Origin of the sequence: Micromonospora sp. NPDC049359, assembly GCF_044466585.1 — a bacterium.
In the GTDB taxonomy this organism is placed as follows: Bacteria; Actinomycetota; Actinomycetes; order Mycobacteriales; family Micromonosporaceae; genus Micromonospora.
Genome location: NZ_JBITMW010000001.1, coordinates 1 through 15888, shown reverse-complemented (window position 1 = coordinate 15888; position 15888 = coordinate 1). Strand labels below are relative to the sequence as shown.

At 72.9% G+C, this 15888-nt stretch carries 15 protein-coding genes and 1 tRNA gene; 12 read left to right on the top strand and 4 right to left on the bottom strand.

The features are described 5' to 3' along the window. The first annotated feature begins 5 nt into the window (after positions 1–5). From ACIBTX_RS00080 to ACIBTX_RS00055, 6 genes are all read left to right on the top strand, one after another. A complete protein-coding gene (locus ACIBTX_RS00080; RefSeq protein ID WP_357130108.1) occupies positions 6–809 on the top strand; it encodes a DUF4129 domain-containing protein in 804 nt (267 codons plus the stop codon). After that, positions 806–1390, top strand: a complete 585-nt coding sequence (locus ACIBTX_RS00075; RefSeq protein ID WP_357130105.1) for a hypothetical protein — start codon at positions 806–808, stop codon at positions 1388–1390. Before ACIBTX_RS00080 ends, ACIBTX_RS00075 begins: the two co-directional genes overlap by 4 nt. Next, entirely contained in the window at positions 1390–2397 is a 1008-nt protein-coding gene (locus ACIBTX_RS00070) for a MoxR family ATPase (protein WP_355048839.1), read from the top strand. The genes ACIBTX_RS00075 and ACIBTX_RS00070 overlap by 1 nt, the downstream gene beginning before the upstream one ends. Next, positions 2397–3827 carry a DUF58 domain-containing protein gene (locus ACIBTX_RS00065; protein ID WP_357130102.1) on the top strand — a complete coding sequence of 477 codons (1431 nt, stop codon included), beginning with the start codon at positions 2397–2399 and terminating at the stop codon, positions 3825–3827. Before ACIBTX_RS00070 ends, ACIBTX_RS00065 begins: the two co-directional genes overlap by 1 nt. Positions 3828–3941: 114 nt before the next feature. After that, positions 3942–4502 carry a hypothetical protein gene (locus ACIBTX_RS00060; protein ID WP_357130410.1) on the top strand — a complete coding sequence of 187 codons (561 nt, stop codon included), beginning with the start codon at positions 3942–3944 and terminating at the stop codon, positions 4500–4502. 103 nt (positions 4503–4605) lie between these two features. Continuing rightward, positions 4606–5937, top strand: coding sequence for an NAD(P)/FAD-dependent oxidoreductase (locus tag ACIBTX_RS00055; protein WP_357130099.1), 1332 nt, complete (start codon positions 4606–4608; stop codon positions 5935–5937). A 111-nt stretch (positions 5938–6048) separates the two neighbouring features. Here the strand turns inward: ACIBTX_RS00055 and ACIBTX_RS00050 are convergent, their stop codons facing one another. Then, on the bottom strand, positions 6049–7890 hold the full coding sequence (locus ACIBTX_RS00050; protein ID WP_396831733.1) for a hypothetical protein: 1842 nt from the start codon (positions 7888–7890) through the stop codon (positions 6049–6051). Positions 7891–7991: 101 nt separating this feature from the next. Between ACIBTX_RS00050 and ACIBTX_RS00045 the strand changes: the two genes are divergently transcribed. The 4 genes from ACIBTX_RS00045 to ACIBTX_RS00030 all read left to right on the top strand — a co-directional run bounded on the left by ACIBTX_RS00045 (position 7992) and on the right by ACIBTX_RS00030 (position 10339). Then, positions 7992–8075 (top strand) — tRNA-Leu (locus tag ACIBTX_RS00045). Between the two features lie 107 nt (positions 8076–8182). After that, positions 8183–8998 (top strand): Bax inhibitor-1/YccA family protein, encoded by an 816-nt coding sequence (locus ACIBTX_RS00040; protein ID WP_357130093.1) that lies wholly within the window; start codon positions 8183–8185, stop codon positions 8996–8998. A 137-nt stretch (positions 8999–9135) separates the two neighbouring features. Continuing rightward, on the top strand, positions 9136–9894 hold the full coding sequence (locus ACIBTX_RS00035; RefSeq protein ID WP_357130090.1) for a Bax inhibitor-1/YccA family protein: 759 nt from the start codon (positions 9136–9138) through the stop codon (positions 9892–9894). 124 nt (positions 9895–10018) lie between these two features. Continuing rightward, positions 10019–10339: a hypothetical protein gene (locus ACIBTX_RS00030; RefSeq protein WP_357130087.1), complete on the top strand. Its 321-nt coding sequence runs from the start codon at positions 10019–10021 to the stop codon at positions 10337–10339. A 99-nt stretch (positions 10340–10438) separates the two neighbouring features. Here the strand turns inward: ACIBTX_RS00030 and ACIBTX_RS00025 are convergent, their stop codons facing one another. From ACIBTX_RS00025 to ACIBTX_RS00015, 3 genes are all read right to left on the bottom strand, one after another. Continuing rightward, positions 10439–11701 (bottom strand): acetyl-CoA C-acetyltransferase, encoded by a 1263-nt coding sequence (locus ACIBTX_RS00025; protein ID WP_396831732.1) that lies wholly within the window; start codon positions 11699–11701, stop codon positions 10439–10441. 78 nt (positions 11702–11779) lie between these two features. Continuing rightward, entirely contained in the window at positions 11780–12568 is a 789-nt protein-coding gene (locus ACIBTX_RS00020; RefSeq protein WP_396832116.1) for an SGNH/GDSL hydrolase family protein, read from the bottom strand. 20 nt (positions 12569–12588) lie between these two features. Next, complete coding sequence (locus ACIBTX_RS00015; RefSeq protein WP_357130078.1) at positions 12589–13638, bottom strand: SGNH/GDSL hydrolase family protein; 1050 nt, start codon at positions 13636–13638, stop codon at positions 12589–12591. A gap of 150 nt (positions 13639–13788) precedes the next feature. Between ACIBTX_RS00015 and ACIBTX_RS00010 the strand changes: the two genes are divergently transcribed. Together ACIBTX_RS00010 and ACIBTX_RS00005 are read left to right on the top strand one after the other, a co-directional pair. Next, a complete protein-coding gene (locus ACIBTX_RS00010) occupies positions 13789–14145 on the top strand; it encodes a YkvA family protein (RefSeq protein WP_355048830.1) in 357 nt (118 codons plus the stop codon). Between the two features lie 72 nt (positions 14146–14217). Beyond that, the gene (locus ACIBTX_RS00005) at positions 14218–15588 is read left to right on the top strand and encodes a cystathionine beta-synthase (protein ID WP_357130075.1); all 1371 of its coding nucleotides are present in this window, start codon (positions 14218–14220) and stop codon (positions 15586–15588) included. The last annotated feature ends 300 nt before the right edge of the window (positions 15589–15888 follow it).

The window sequence follows — 15888 nt, the reverse complement described above, 5'->3', positions numbered from 1 at the left end:
TGGCGATGACGACCGGAACACGCCCGCCCGCGCCGTCGCCGCCCGCCGGATCGGGTGTGGTCCGCCCGGTGCTCGGCCTGCTGCGCCGTTGGTGGCCGGTGGGTGTGGTGGCGGCCCTGCTCGCGGCGGCCGCGCTCGCGTCCGCCCACTCGTCGATCGGCGCGAGCCGGATCCCGCCGGCCGCCTCGAACGTGCCGTGGGTACCGGAATACCCGACGGACGTGCCGTCGCCGTCGATCCCCGTCGAACCGAGGGACGCCGGCGAGGCCACCCAGGCGCACATCCCGCAGTGGATCGCGACTGTGGCGATGGCCCTGCTCGGGCTGGCGATCCTCGCGGTGCTCGGCTACCTGACCTGGATCCTGCTGCGTGGCGCGCTGCGTCGTACCTCGCGGGTCCTACCGGCGCAGCGGGCCCGGCGTACGGCCGAGGGCACGGCCCGCGAGGTGGTCGCCGCCCTGGACGCCGGCCTGGTGGAGCTGGACGACCAGTCCACCGATCCGCGGGTCGCGGTCATCGCCTGCTGGGTACGTCTGGAGGAGGCCGCCTCCGCCGCCGGTGTGCCCCGGCATCTCGGCGACACACCGACCGACCTGGTCACCCGGTTGCTGCGGGGCGACGAGTCGACAGGTGTCCCGGCGATCGTCAGCGCCGACGTGCTGGCCGAGTTCGCGCACGTCTACCGCGAGGCCCGGTACGCCACGCGTGAGGTCGGCGCGGGCACCCGCGACCAGGCCCGTGCCGCGCTGCGGCGGTTGCGTGGCGAACTCACCATCGTGACGACTGGCCCGCCCGAGGTGCCGGCATGAGTGGCAGCGCCAGCATCGACGACCTGCTCACCTTCGAGGAGGAGCGGCCGAGGCACGACGACGGGCGGTCCGGTGGCCGGGCCGGGCGGGTGTTCCGGGCCCTTCTCGGCAACGCGGCCCTGGTCGCCGTCCTCGTCGTCGGTCTGCGGGCGGTCGGCCTGCAGATCTCCCTGGCGATCCTGATCGCCGGGGTGTTCGCCGTGTCCGCGGTACGCCGGGTCGCCGCCGCGCTCGCACCGCCACCCGCGGCGAGGTCCCGCACCCGGCTCGCCCAGGACGACGACGGCACCTGGAACTGGGGTGCCCGGGACGCGCTGCGCGCCGCGATCAACGGCTGGGAACTGCCGCTGGACTGGTCCACCACGCGACCCGAACGCTTCACCGGGGTGATCCTGCCCCGGCTCGCGGAACTGGCCGACGAGCGGCTTCGCCTGAAGCACTCCGTGACCCGTGAGTCGGATCCGGTCCGCGCCCGCGCCCTGCTGGGCGACCGGCTGTGGACGTTCCTGGAAACCCCGCCCCGACGCCCCCCGTCGCCGCGCGATCTCGCGGTGATCGTCGCCGAACTGGAGAAGATCTGATGAACGACGTGGACCGGAGCATGCCCGCCACCGAGGTCGGTCGCCTGGCGCGGGCCGTCCTGGACGCGGTCGGCACCGTCGTGGTCGGCAAGCGCGACGCGTTGGAACTGGTCCTCGCCGGCATCCTGGCGGGTGGGCACGTGCTCCTGGAGGATCTGCCCGGCCTCGGCAAGACGCTGACCGCGCGCTCCTTCGCGCAGGCGCTCGGGCTGGACTTCCGCCGCCTCCAGTTCACCCCCGACCTGCTCCCCGCCGACGTCACCGGCTCCTTCCTCTACGACCAGCGCAACGGCGACTTCACCTTCCGGGCCGGGCCGGTCTTCACCAACCTGCTCCTCGCCGACGAGATCAACCGGACGCCGCCGAAGACCCAGTCCGCGCTGCTCGAGGCCATGCAGGAGAAGCAGGTCTCGGTCGAGGGCGTCACGTACAAACTGGACGAGCCGTTCCACGTGCTGGCGACCGCCAACCCCATCGAGTACGAGGGCACGTACCCGCTGCCCGAGGCGCAGCTCGACCGGTTCCTGCTCCGGGTCTCCTTCGGCTACCCCCACCAGGAGGAGGAGTGGGAGGTGCTGCGCCGCCGGATGGGCCGCCGCCGCGAGGAGGCGGACATCAAACCGGTGGTGGACGCCGCCACCCTGCGGGCCATGCAGGCCGCCCTGGAGGACGTGGTGGTGGAGGACTCGATCGGCCGGTACATCGTGGCGCTCACGGCGGCCACCCGGGAACACCCGTCGGTGCTGGTCGGCGCCTCGCCGCGTGGCTCGTTGGCGTTGCTGCTGCTGTCCCGGGTACGCGCGGTGTTCGACGGCCGGGACTACGTGGTGCCGGAGGACGTCAAGGCGGTCGCCGCCCCCGCGCTCGCCCACCGGATCACCCTGCGCCCCGAGATGTGGCTGCGCCGCGTCGACCCGGCGTTCGTGGTCGGAGAGGTGTTGGAGGGGACGCCGGCTCCGGCCAGCGGCGCCCTGCCCAGCTACGCCGCCGGCGGGCCCCGGCACTGATGACCGGTCCGACCGCGTCCGCGCCGCGATCCACCGAGCCGGAATCGAGCGCCGGCTGGGCGCCCACCCCCGCGCTCGGCCGCGCCGTGCTGCTCGCCGGCCTGTTGCTGGTGGCGGGGGTGCTGCTGGGACGGGTCGACCTCGTCGTGCTGGCGGCGCCGCTCGCGCTGGGTACCGCGTACGCGCTGCGTCGCCGGCCCACCGCGCTGCCGCAGGTCTGGATCACCAGTGCCGAGGACGGACCGCTGGTCGAGGGCGGTGAGGTGGCGGCGGCGGTGAGTGTCGGCAACCCGGACACGGTCGACTACGACCTTGTGGTGGTTCGGTCGCGGGTCTCGCCGTGGCTGCGGATCGCCCGTGCCGGTTTCGCCGGTGTCGAACCCGTCGCCGCGCCGCCAGCCACCGCCACCTCGCCCGCCCCCGGCCGGGGACGCTCGGCCGCCGACCGGCCGTTCGTGACCTCGGTGCCCAGCGGCGCGGCGGTGGACCTGGAACTGGCCGGGCGGGCTCTGCGGTGGGGTCGGCACCCCGTCGGCCCGGCCGGGGCGCGGGTCGCCGCGGCGGGCGGCCTGCTGGTGTCCCGGGCGGTGATCACCGAACCGGTCGGGGTACGGGTCTACCCGCGTACCGAGCCGTTCGAGGCGGTGGAGGCGATGCCCCGCGCCGCCGGTCTGGTGGGCGCGCACCACTCCCGCCGTCCCGGAGAGGGCGGTGAGCTGGCCGGAGTGCGGGTCTTCGCCCCGGGCGACCGACTCCGCCGCGTCGACTGGCGGGTGTCGCTGCGCGCCCGGCAGTTGCACGTCGCGGCGACGCTGTCCGACCGCGACGCCGAGGTGGTGGTACTGCTCGACCTGCTCGCCGAGGCGGGCCGTTCCGGCGGTGTGGACGGCGCCGCGTCCGTACTGGACACCACCGTGCGGGCCACCGCCGCGATCGCCGAGCACTACCTGCACCGGGGCGACCGGGTGTCGCTGCTCGAGTACGGGCCGGGCGCCCGCCGACTGCGCCCCGGCGCCGGCCGCCGGCAGTACCTGACGGTGCTGGAATGGCTGCTCGACGTACGCGCCGAGGCGGCTCAGCACGAGCCATACGACCAGGTCTTCGGTCCGCAGTTGCTCTCCTCGGACGCGCTGGTGGTGGTCCTCACCCCGCTGCTGGACGAGCGGTCGGCGCAGATGCTGGCACGGCTGGCGCGCGCCGGCCGCTTCGTGGTGGCGGTCGACACGTTGCCGGCCGACCTGACTCCGCCGAAGGACCGGGGGTGGGCCGAGGTGGCGTACCGCCTGTGGCGACTGGACCGGGAGACGATGATCGGGCAACTCCGGGAGCACGGTGTGCCCGTGGTGCGCTGGGCCGGCGCGGGCAGCCTGGACCAGGTGTTGCGGGACGTGGCCCGGCTGGCGACGGCCCCAAGGGTGGGTGCCCGGTGAGCGCGAGGAGTGAGCCGGGTTTGCGAGCCCCGCAGTCGCGAACGACAGGAGCACGGTGAGCGCGAGGAGTGAGCCGGGTTTGCGAGCCCCGCAGTCGCGAACGACAGGAGCATGGTGAACGCGATCGGGGAGCGGGTTCGGGCCGCTCAGGACGCCGTGACCCGGATCAGCGCCATACCGCTGCTGGTACGGGTCGCCATCTTCGTCACGACGCTGGCCGGTTTCGCGGTGGCGTTTCCCGGCGAGGTGTTGACCGGTCGGCCGCTGCTGTTCCTGGCGGTCGCCGCGCTACTGCCGGCCGTGGGTCCGCGCCGGTTGTGGCCGACGTTCGCGGCGCTGGTGATGGCGGGTGGCTGGCTGCTCGCGACCGACGGGTACGGCCGGCCGGTGGCGTTGTGGCGGTTGCTCGCCGTCGCCGCGCTGCTGTACCTGGGGCACTCCCTGTGCGCGCTGGCGGCACTGCTGCCGTACGACGGGGTGGTGGACTCCGGACTGATCAGCCGGTGGTTGTCGCGGGTGGCCGCGGTGCTCCTGGGTACGGCCGTGCTGGGGGTGCTGCTGTTGCGGGTGGCGGGTCTTGGTGGCGAGACCGGTCACCAGTGGGTCACCGTGCTCGGGCTGCTGGTGGCGGTGGGTGTCGCCGCGTTGCTGGGTTGGCTGCTGCGGCGTAGGTGAACCGGTGTTGCAACAGGGTTACGCAGGTCACAGGGGTTGTGTTCCGTCACAGATGGGGGGCGCGAGCGGGATTACCTGAGCAGGGCGGGGAAAGATAGATGACGTGAATCCGAAGCGGATCCTTGTGGTGGGTGCCGGGCACGTCGGTCTCTACGCCGCCCTGCGCCTGTCGAAGAAGCTCAGCTCCCGTGAGGCTGAGGTCATCGTCGTGGACCCCCAGCCCCACATGACCTATCAGCCGTTCCTCCCCGAGGCCGCGGCGGGGAACATCTCCCCCCGGCACGCCGTGGTGCCGCTGCGCCGCGAGCTGCGCCGGTGCACGGTGGTGGCGGGGACCGTGACGCGTGTCGAGCACGACCGCAAGGTGGCGACCGTGCAGCCGATCGCCGGCCCGGCCCGGGAGATCGCGTACGACCACGTGATCGTGGCCCCGGGGTCGGTGTCCCGGACGCTGCCGATTCCGGGCCTGCACGAGCAGGGCATCGGGTTCAAGACCATCGGCGAGGCGATCTACCTCCGCAACCACGTGCTGGACCGGCTGGACATCGCGGCCGCGACCCCGGACGCGGAGGTCCGCCGTTCGGCGTTGACCTTCACGTTCGTCGGCGGTGGGTACGCCGGCATCGAGGCGCTCGCCGAGATGGAGGACATGGCCCGGGACGCCCTGCGCTACTACCCGGAGCTGAAGCCGGAGGACATGCGCTGGGTGCTCGTCGAGGCGACCCAGCGGGTGCTCCCCGAGGTCGACCGGGACATGGGCGCCTACACGGTGCAGCAGCTCACGAAGCGCAACATGGACATCCGGCTGGACACCCGCCTGGAGTCCTGTGTCGACGGGGTGGTGAAGCTCTCCGACGGGGACAGCTTCCGGTCCGACACGATCGTGTGGACGGCGGGCGTGAAGCCGTCGCCGATGCTGGACGCGACGGACTTCCCGCGCGACGATCGTCGGCGGGTCACCTGCATCCCGACCCTGCAGGTGGTCGACGGTGACCGGGTGATCGAGGGCGCGTGGAGCGCGGGTGACTGCGCCGCCGTGCCGGACCTGACCAAGGAGCCGGGCAACTTCTGCTCGCCGAGCGCGCAGCACGCGGTGCGTCAGGCGGCGCGGATGGCCGACAACATCGTCGCGGTGATCCGGGGTCGCGAGCCGGTCGACTACAAGCACAAGCACGCCGGCAGCGTGGCCAGCCTCGGCCTGCACAAGGGCGTCGCCCAGGTGTACGGCATCAAGATGACGGGTTGGCCGGCCTGGTTCATGCACCGGACGTACCACATGAGCCGGATCCCCTCGTTCAACCGTAAGGTCCGGGTCGTGGTGGACTGGTCGCTGGCGTTCTTCCTCAAGCGTGAGGTGGTCGCGCTGGGCCAGTTGCACGACCCGCGCGAGGAGTTCGTCGAGGCGTCCCAGCCGGTCGGCGCTCCGCGCGTCTGACTTAGCTGTAAGGAAGGGCACCTTCTTATCGTTTCCGGTATAGAAGGGGGCCCTTCCTTTCACCCGGCCGGCATCGGCTCACCTCGGCGGCGTCGGCGCACTGCGGTGGCGTCAGACTCGCCAGATCCAGGCGTCGGCGATGCGGGTGGCGGGGCCGTACAACTGTTCCAGGGTTGCCCGCAGGCTGTCGGCGTGCGGGGCGTCATCGGTCAGTGCCACGCAGGACGCGCCCCAGAAGTCCGCGTCCTTCGCGGCCTGCCGGCGCTGCTCGTCACCGATGGCCGGTTGGTCGCCGCGGCGGGCGACGTCGGCCAGCAGGGCCGAGGTGGGCTGCTTGAAGGTGCCCATGGCGGCGGTGCCACCGCGCCCGTAGGGGCCGATGAAGAACCCCTCGGGCAGGCCGAAGCCGGCGTTGGCGGCGGCCGCCCAGCGCATCGGCCACGGCTCCTTGGGGGTGGGCAGCGGCACCGGGACCAGCACACCACCGGGCTCGACGCACTGCCGCCAGTGTCCGCCGGTGACGAACTCCGGCAGGGCGGGCCGCCCGGCGGTCGGCAGCGGGGTCGGGAAGATCGGCAGGAGAGCCGCGACGACGGCGAGCGGCACCAGCCGACGCGCCCGCCCGGTGCTGGCCAGTGCCCGGTCGACGGCGAGAGCCAGCACCGTCGCCACGATCGGCAGCAGTGCCAGCCCGAACCGCATCGGCAACGCGCCGTCCACCACCGGCAGGCCGGAAAGCAGGGCGTACGGGCCGGGCAGCGCGGTGCGGGTGCCGCCGAGCACCACCTCCGGGCCGAGCGAGAGGGCGCCCATCACGAGGGCCGCCGCCACACACGCCAGGACCAGCCGGCGTCGCCCGGCCCAGATCGCGCAGACGGCGGTGACGAGCAGCAGCGGCCAGCCGAGGAAGGTGTTGTACTCGGCCGGCCCGGTGGTGAGGCGCGACGCCTCGTCGCTGCCGGCCACCGACAGCGGTGAGACCGCCCACCAGCTGCTCAGGTCGGCCGAGAAGTAGGCCGGGCTGAACATCCCGTCGGCGACACCCTGCGGCCCGGCGAACTGGAACCACAGCGGGTAGCCGAGCACCAGCATCGCCAGACCGGCGGCGATCGCCAGTCCGCCAGCGAACCCGGGCAGCGCTCTCCGGGCGAGGTTCCGGTCCGCGAGGGCGTAGGCGATCGCCATCACCAGCAGCGTGACGGCGCTGAGGAAGAGCACCTCCTCGCCGATGAAGACCTGTGCGGTCACGGCGACCGCCAGCCCGGCTGCCGAGCTGATCATCTGCCGTCGGTCCGGGCCGGTGGGCCGACCACGACCCTCGCCGGGGTCGGACGCCCGCAGCAGCCGTACCACCAGCCAGACGATCACCGGCACCAGCCACTGCGCCGTCATGTGCAGGTGGCTGTTGGTCTGCGAGACCATGCCGGGGCCGAAGCCGCACAGACCGCCGCCGAGCGCGGCGGCGAGCCGGCGGACGCGCATCGTCCGGTGGAACAGCAGGTACCAGGCGAGGGCGGTGCCGGCCAGGTTGGCGGCGGCGAGCAGCGCGAAGGAGGTGGGCGCACCGAACAGCAGGGTGACCGGGGCGCAGAGCACACCGAGCGCGATGATCGTGGTGTTGGCCATCAGGTTGACGCCGTCCGGGGCGTTGAGCCGGTCGGTGAGCAGGTGGAAGTCACCGAGCAGCGCTCGTGCGTCGACGGCCAGGAACCATTCGTAGAGCGTCTGGTCCTCGGGGTTGAGCGCCAACGTGCGCCCGCCCGGGTCGGGCCACAGCCCGTGGGTCAGCCAGCCGGCCAGCGCCACCCACACGAGGGCGACCAGTAGATCCGTCCGGTGGCGGCGGGCGGCCGTGCGCAGCCGTCCGGCCCGGCTCGCGCGCTCTGCCGGATCGGCGAGGCGGACCGCCTGGTCAGGGGCGGCGTCGGGGGCCGTGGGGGCTGCGCTGCTCACGGCATCGACCCTAATGTGGCCAAGCCGGCGGGGTACGCCGGGTCGCCGCCGACCGGCTACGGTGACACTGCACCGTGCGTGTCGACGCGCGGGTGCCACCCGCCCGGGTGGTGGAACGGCAGACACGGCCGCCTTAAAAGCGGCTGCCGAAAGGCGTGCGGGTTCGACCCCCGCCCCGGGCACCATCCGGCACGGCCTCGCGTTCCCATTCGTGATCACCAGGAGTGGGTCGGGCAGTTTACTCTTGGTGGGCACGTTCACGTGCAAACGACCCCCTGAGGGAGGCCAGACAGTGAAGACCTCGAACCCGGTGCTCGCCCGGCTCGGCCAGGCGGCCGAGCGGGAGCGCTCCGCCGGGTACGCACCGACCGGGCCGTACGGACAGCCCGGCATTCCGCAGCAGTACCCGTCCCAGACCGGCTACCCGGCCGCACCGCCCACCGTGGCGCCCATGACCGTCGACGACGTGGTCGTCAAGACGGTCGCCCTGCTCGGCATCCTCGGCGTCACCGCTGCGGCCGCCTGGGTGCTCGTGCCCGACTCGCTCCTCGGCGCCGCCTGGATCGGCGCGGCGGTGGTCGGCCTGGTGCTGGGCTTGATCATCTCGTTCTCCCGGATGGCCAACCCGGCGCTGGTCATCGCGTACGCGGTGGTCGAGGGCGTCTTCGTCGGCATGGTCAGCAAGGCGTTCGAGACCTTCTACGACGGCATCGTGCTTCAGGCCGCCGTGGCGAGCTTCGGCATCTTCTTCGTGATGACGATGGTCTACAAGGCGAAGATCATCCGGGCCACCCCGATGTTCGTGAAGATCGTGTCGACGGCCATCATCGGCCTCGCCGCGGTGATGCTGATCAACCTGGTGCTGGCGCTGTTCGGCGTCAACACCGGGCTGCGGGACGGCAGCCCGCTCGCGATCGGCTTCAGCCTCGTCTGCATCGTGGTCGCGTCGCTGAGCTTCGTGCTCAGCTTCAAGGAGATCGAGGACGGCGTCCGGATGGGCCTGCCCCAGCGCTACTCCTGGGTGGCCGCGTTCGGCATCCTGGTCAGCCTGGTCTGGCTCTACATCGAGATCCTGCGCCTGCTGAGCTACTTCCAGGGCGACGACTGACCTCGTCCGCACCGCTGACCGGCGCCCGCTCCCGCTTCCCGTGGGGGCGGGCGCCGTCGTCCGCGCCGTTTCGCCGCCACCGCCGGGCCGTCCGGGGGAGAGTGAATCTCCTGGGGGTACGGGCGAAGGAGGCGACGGTGCGCAGCGACAACCCGGTGCTCAACCGGCTGGACGAGACCGGCCGGTTGGAGTCCCGGGTGGTCAGCTCCCGCGACGTCGAGCCGATGACGGTCGACGACGTCGTGGTGCGTACCGTCGGATTGCTCCTGCTCACCGGCGCGACCGCCGCGGTGTCCTGGGCGGTGGTGCCCGACGCGGTGTGGTTGGGCGCGGCCCTGGCCGGCACCGCTCTGGCCTCGATAGTGCTGGTCCTGGTCATCTCGCTGCGGGGGATCACCAATCCGGTGCCGATCATCGGCTACGCGCTGCTCCAGGGGCTGCTGCTCGGGGTGGCCAGCCGGGCCTTCGAACAGGTCTACCCGGGGATCGTCGTGCAGGCGGTGGCCGGCACCTTCGGTGTGTTCCTCGGCATGGCCGCGCTGTACCGGGCCCGGGTGATCCGCGCGACCCCCCGACTGGCCCGGCTGGTGATCGGCACGCTGCTCGGCATCGCCGTGCTGAGCGTGGTCAACCTCGTGTCGTACCTGATCTCCGGGCGGCCAGGGCTGGCGGTCTACAGCGTCAGCGGGGAGGTCGGCTGGCTGCCGTACGCCTTCTCGGTGGTGGCGATCATCGCGGGCGCGTTCAGCTTCATCCTCGACTTTGACCTGGTCGAGCGTTCGGTGCGCGACGGCCGACCGCGCCGGTACGCGTGGCTGAGCGCGTTCGGTCTGCTGACCGGCCTGGTGTTCCTCTACTGGCAGTTGCTGCGGTTGCTCAGCTACCTGCGCCGCTGATCGACTCGCTTTACCGAATGTCGGGGTGTCCGGGGCGCGGGGATGCCCAGGTTTCCAGAAAGTCGAGTTGATCTCGGCTGCTCCGGCCGGTTGTGCGGCGTGGGTCGACCGTAGACTCGGCGCGGTGAGCGTAGCGGAGTTGGAGCAGGCCGTGCGGTTGCTGGTCGGCCAGGTCGGGCACTGGGAACAGCCGCGCTGGGCCGCGACCGCGACCACCGGCAACGTGCCCCGCGCCGACCTGGTGCACCGTCTGGTGCAGGAGGTCGCCAACCTCGCGGCCGACGCCGAGGGGCAACCACGGCGAACCGTGCCCCGGCTCGACAACGACCTGGCCCTGCCCGACCAACTGCGGGTGGTGACGGCCGACCTGCTCGCCGCCGGGGCCGACGCCGAGGTGCTGACGCGGGCCGCCGCCGAGGTGACGGCGACCCGCAACGCGCTCTGAGTAGCCGGGCGCGCCCGGTGCCGCGCGCCCGGCTACTCAGAGCGGCTCGCCGGCTGCCCCCGGGCAGCCCGCAGCCGCGCGCCCGGCGCGCTCAATCCGTCAGCTGAGCCGTTCGAGCACCATGGCCATGCCCTGGCCGCCACCGACGCACATGGTCTCCAGACCGATCGTCTTGTCGTGCCACTCGAGGGCGTTGAGCAGGGTGCCGGTGATTCGGGCGCCGGTCATGCCGAACGGGTGCCCGACGGCGATCGCGCCGCCCATCACGTTCAGCTTCTCCTCCGGGATGCCCAACTGGCGGTAGGAGGGGATGACCTGGGCGGCGAACGCCTCGTTGATCTCGACCAGGTCGACGTCGTCGATGGTCATGCCCGCCCGGCGCAGCGCCTGCCGGGACGCCTCAACCGGCCCGAGGCCCATGATCTCCGGCGACAGCGCGGTGACGCCGGTGGAGACGATCCGGGCCAGCGGGGTCACGCCCAGCTCCTCGGCCCGCTGGGCGCTCATCACCACGACGGCGGCGGCCCCGTCGTTGAGGGGACAGCAGTTGCCCGCGGTGATCCGGCCGTCGGGGCGGAACACCGGCTTCAGCCCGGCGACCGCGTCGAGGGTGACGCCGGGTCGGGGACCGTCGTCGGTGCTCACCACAGTGCCGTCCGGCGTGGTGACCGGGGTGATCTCCCGGGCCCAGAAGCCGTCCGCGATGGCCTTCTCGGCGAGGTTCTGGCTGCGTACCCCGAACTCGTCCATGTCGGCGCGGGTCACGTCGTACACCTGGGCCAGGTTCTCCGCGGTCTGCCCCATGGTCAGGTAGATGTCCGGCAGGTCGCCGCTGTCGCGCGGGTCGGTCCACACCTCGGCGCCGCCCTGGGCGCGGCGCTTCGAGCGCTCGGCCGCGGACGCGAAGCGCGGGTTCTCCCAGCCGCCGCCGACCAGCGCCTGCGCCTCCGGCGGCAGACCGTCGGAGCTGCCGCGCGCGTACCGGGAGACCATCTCGACCCCGGCGGAGACGAACACGTCGCCCTCGCCGGCGCGGATCGCGTGCAGGGCCATCCGGGTGGTCTGCAACGACGAGGCGCAGTAGCGGGTCAGCGTCGCGCCGGGCACGGTGTCCAGGCCGAGCAGGGTGGCCACCACCCGGGCCATGTTGAAGCCCTGTTCACCGCCGGGCAGGCCGCACCCGAGGTAGATGTCGTCGATGGTGCTCGCGTCGAGCTGGGGGATCTTGTCCAGGGCGGCCTGGACGATGGTCGCGGCGAGGTCGTCGGAGCGGACATCGCGCAGGGACCCCTTGTGGGCCCGGCCGATGGGGGAGCGGGCGGTAGCGACGATGACGGCATCGCGGGGCGACTCAATCGGCATGGGCCAACGTTAACCCGCCGGTAACATGGCGCGGAAGAAGCGGGGGCGGCGGGAAATGTCACCCTCGCCGGGCGTGCGTCACCGCCGGGAGGCGACCGCCGCGGCGGCCACGATGGCCGGTAGCAGGGCGTGCGCCCACACCCGGTAGCCGTCGGCCGACGGGTGGAAACCGTCGTGGCACAGCGTGCCCGCGTCGGCTCGGAACACCGGACCGGTCTCGGTGGCCAGGTCGACCACCGTCCCGCCCGCCTCCAGTACCGCCGTGGTCTGCGCGCGGGCCATCCGCCGACCGGACCAGCCCACGAGCTGCCGTAGCGGCGGCGCGATGGCGCGTACGGCCCCGAGGTCGGGGCAGGTGCCCACCACCACCTCGACGCGCGCCTCCCGCAGCCGGTGCACCGCCGCCCCCAGGTACGCGGACGCGTCGCCGGGCCGGCGCAGCCCGGTGGCGTCGTTCGCGCCGATCAGGATCAGCGCCACGTCGGGTCGCTCGCCGAGCAGGGCCCGGGCGACCTGGGTGGCCAGGTCGGTGGAGCGGGACCCCGAGACGCCGACGCTGGACAGGTGCACCCGACGGCCGGACGGCCCCTCGGCGAGGAGGTTGGCCAACTGCCCGCCGATGGTGTCCTCGAGGCGGTCGACGCCGACACCCAGTGCCGACGAGTCACCGAGCAGCACCAGGCGCAGCGGTGCGGCTTCGGCCCGGCCGATCGTGGCGCGCAGCGCCAGCCCCAGCTCCGGCTGGGCGTAGCGCCGGTGGCGCGCGACGAACGCTTCGCCGGCCAGGACGGCGGCGCCGCCCACCGTGCCGGCCAGCAGCGAGAGCGCCGCCGCCCGACCCAGCCGGCCGGGGAAGCCGGCGGTCACGTCCCGCTCGCTGCGCTCGTTCATGCCAGTCCCTCCACTGTCGAGGTGTCCGCGGAGCCTGCCTGCGGCACCGCGTGCACACCGAAGAACGCCCGGCGACGCAGCTGCGCCCACCGGCCGGCCGGCCCTCGGTCGCGGCCCCGGACCTGGGCGCCGCTGACCTCGGTGCCGGCGTGCCGGGCCGCCTCCTGCGCGGCCTCTGGCAGCGACCGTACGCCCTCGCCCCGCGCCGGTGTAACCCGTCGTTCGTGCCCCGCACCGAGCGCGGACAACATCGTCGGCAGCAGGGCGGCGGCGGCCATGGCGTACCCCTCGGCGGAGGGGTGGAACCGGTCCCAGGCGAACATCCGCAGCGGCTCGGCCGCGAACCGCGGGCCGAGCAGGTCGCCCAGGGACACCGTCCAACCGCCCGCCTCGACCACGGCCACCGTCTGCGCAGCGGCGAGCTGGCGACTCCACCGGTGCGCCAGCCAGCGCAGCGGTGGCTGGATCGGCCGGATCGCGCCGAGGTCGGGGCAGGTGCCGACGACCACCTCGCAGCCGGCGGCGCGCAGCGAGCGGACCGCCTCGACCAGGTAACGCACGGCCAGGCCGCGCGGGGTGCGGTTGGTGATGTCATTGCCGCCGATGAGGATCACCGCGATGTCCGGGGAGCAGTCGAGCGCCGCCTCCACCTGGTGACGTAGGGCCGCGGAGATGGCCCCGACCACCGCGAACCGGCGCAGCAGCACCGGCCGGTGCAGCCGCCGGGAGAGGCCGGTGGCGAGCAGCGCTCCGGGTGTCTCCCGGCGGCGGTGGACCCCGTAGCCGGCCGCCGACGAGTCACCGAGCACGACCATGGTGAGCGCGGGGCCGGGGAACTTCGCGCCGTACATCCCGTCGCAGCGCGGCGGGGGCGCCTCGGCCATCGGAATGGTGCGCCGGGCCTGGCGGGCCTGGCCGAGCAGCACGCCGCCGGTCGCCATCGCGGCCGCCGCGGTGGCGCCCGTGCCGATCGCCGCCAGTCGGGCGATCCGCCAGGCCTGCCGCCGGCGCGGACCAACGGGTACGACAGAACCAGCCACCCCCATATGGCGACATTATCGCGCCGGCCCGACACACCGCTGTCGTCGTCACGGCTCGCGGATGCCTGGAAACCGACGCGACGGGGTACCTGTCCGGTGGAGGCCGGCCGACTTGCGCCGACCCGCCACGCTGATCCGGCGGAGAGGAGCGCGACGATGGGGAAGACACTGAAGCGCAGCGCGGCGTTCGCGGCCCTGGCGCGGGCACTGATGGCGGGGGCGCGGGGCGGACCGTCGCTGGGCGCCCGGCTGGCGGCGCTGCCCCGGATGATCCGGGCCACCACCAGGGGCGAGTACGACGGTGGCCTCCGGCTGGCCCTCATGACGGCGGCCACGGCGTACATCGTCTCGCCCATCGACTTCCTGCCCGAGATCCCGCTGGCGATCTTCGGGCTGGCCGACGACGCCGTCATGGTCACCTGGCTGGCGGGCAGCGTGCTCTCCGAGACCGACCGCTTCCTGGAGTGGGAGGCCCGGCGCAGCTCGGTCATCCCCGGGGGTCTGGTGCACTGACGGCACGTACGCTGGGCGGCGAGGATACGTCTGCCCGGCCGCCGTCGCCGGCGCCGCAACGAAGGGCACACCGTGCAGTACTACGACAACGTCGTCGACATGATCGGCAACACTCCGCTGGTCCGCCTGCGGAGCGTCACCGAGGGCATCCAGGCCACCGTGCTCGCCAAGGTGGAGTACGTCAACCCGGGCGGCTCGGTGAAGGACCGCATCGCGCTGCGCATGGTCGAGGACGCCGAGGCGGCCGGTCTGCTCAAGCCCGGCGGCACCATCGTCGAGCCGACCAGCGGCAACACCGGCGTCGGGTTGGCCCTGGTGGCGCAGCTCAAGGGCTACCGGTGCGTCTTCGTCTGCCCCGACAAGGTCAGCCAGGACAAGCAGGACGTGCTGCGGGCGTACGGCGCCGAGGTGGTGGTCTGCCCGACGGCGGTCGCCCCGGAGGACCCGCGCTCGTACTACAACGTCTCGGACCGACTGACCCGCGAGATTCCCGGCGCGTGGAAGCCCGACCAGTACAGCAACCCGGCGAACCCGCGCTCGCACTACGAGACCACCGGCCCGGAGCTGTGGAAGCAGACCGAGGGCGGGCTCACCCACTTCGTGGCGGGCGTCGGCACCGGCGGCACGATCTCCGGCATCGGCCGGTACCTCAAGGAGGCCTCCGACGGCCGGGTGAAGATCGTGGGCGCCGACCCGGAGGGTTCGGTCTACTCCGGCGGCACCGGCCGGCCGTACCTGGTGGAGGGCGTCGGCGAGGACTTCTGGCCCGAGACGTACGACCGGGGCGTCGCCGATGAGATCATCGAGGTGTCCGACAAGGCGTCGTTCGAGATGACCCGGCGGCTGGCCCGCGAGGAGGGGCTGCTGGTCGGCGGCTCCTGCGGGATGGCAGTGGTGGCCGCGCTGGAGGTGGCGCGCAGGGCTGCCCCGGACGACGTCGTGGTGGTGCTGCTGCCCGATGGTGGCCGGGGCTACCTCTCGAAGATCTTCAACGACTCGTGGATGGCCCGGTACGGCTTCCTCGACAACTCCGGCGCCGAGCCCACTGTGGCCGACGCGCTGGCCAGCAAGCCGGGCGGGCTGCCCGAGCTGGTGCACGTGCACCCGACCGAGACGGTCCGCGACGCGATCGACTACATGCGTGAGTACGGTGTCTCGCAGTTGCCGGTGCTCAAGGCCGAGCCGCCCGTCGTGACCGGCGAGGTCGCCGGCTCGATCGCCGAGCGGGACCTGCTCGACGCGCTGTTCACCGGCCAGGCTCACCTGCACGACACCATCGAGCGGCACATGGGTGACCCGCTGCCGATGATCGGTGGCGGCCAGCCGGTCAGCGAGGCCGTGGGCCTGCTGGAGAAGTCCGACGCCGCTCTGGTCCTGGTCGACGGCAAGCCCAAGGGCGTCCTGACCCGCCAGGACCTCCTGTCCCACCTGGGCGCCCACTAACCGCCCACCCCACCCACCCACCCACCGCACCCACCCCACCGCGTCGATCATGGACTTGTGGTGGTGAGCAAAGGGGGCATCAATGCCTAAATTGCCCACCACAAGTCCATGATCGACGGGGGAGGTGGGGGCCGGGGGAGGCGGGGGCCGGGGGAGGCGGGGGCCGGGGGAGGTGGGGCCGGGGAGGGGAGGGGGAGGGGTTAGATGTGCTGTCCAGGGAGGTTGGTCAACCTGGTGATGGGTGGTAGGCCGCCGGTGGCGGTGTGGGGTCGGTGGTGATTGTAGTGATGCAGGAAGGCC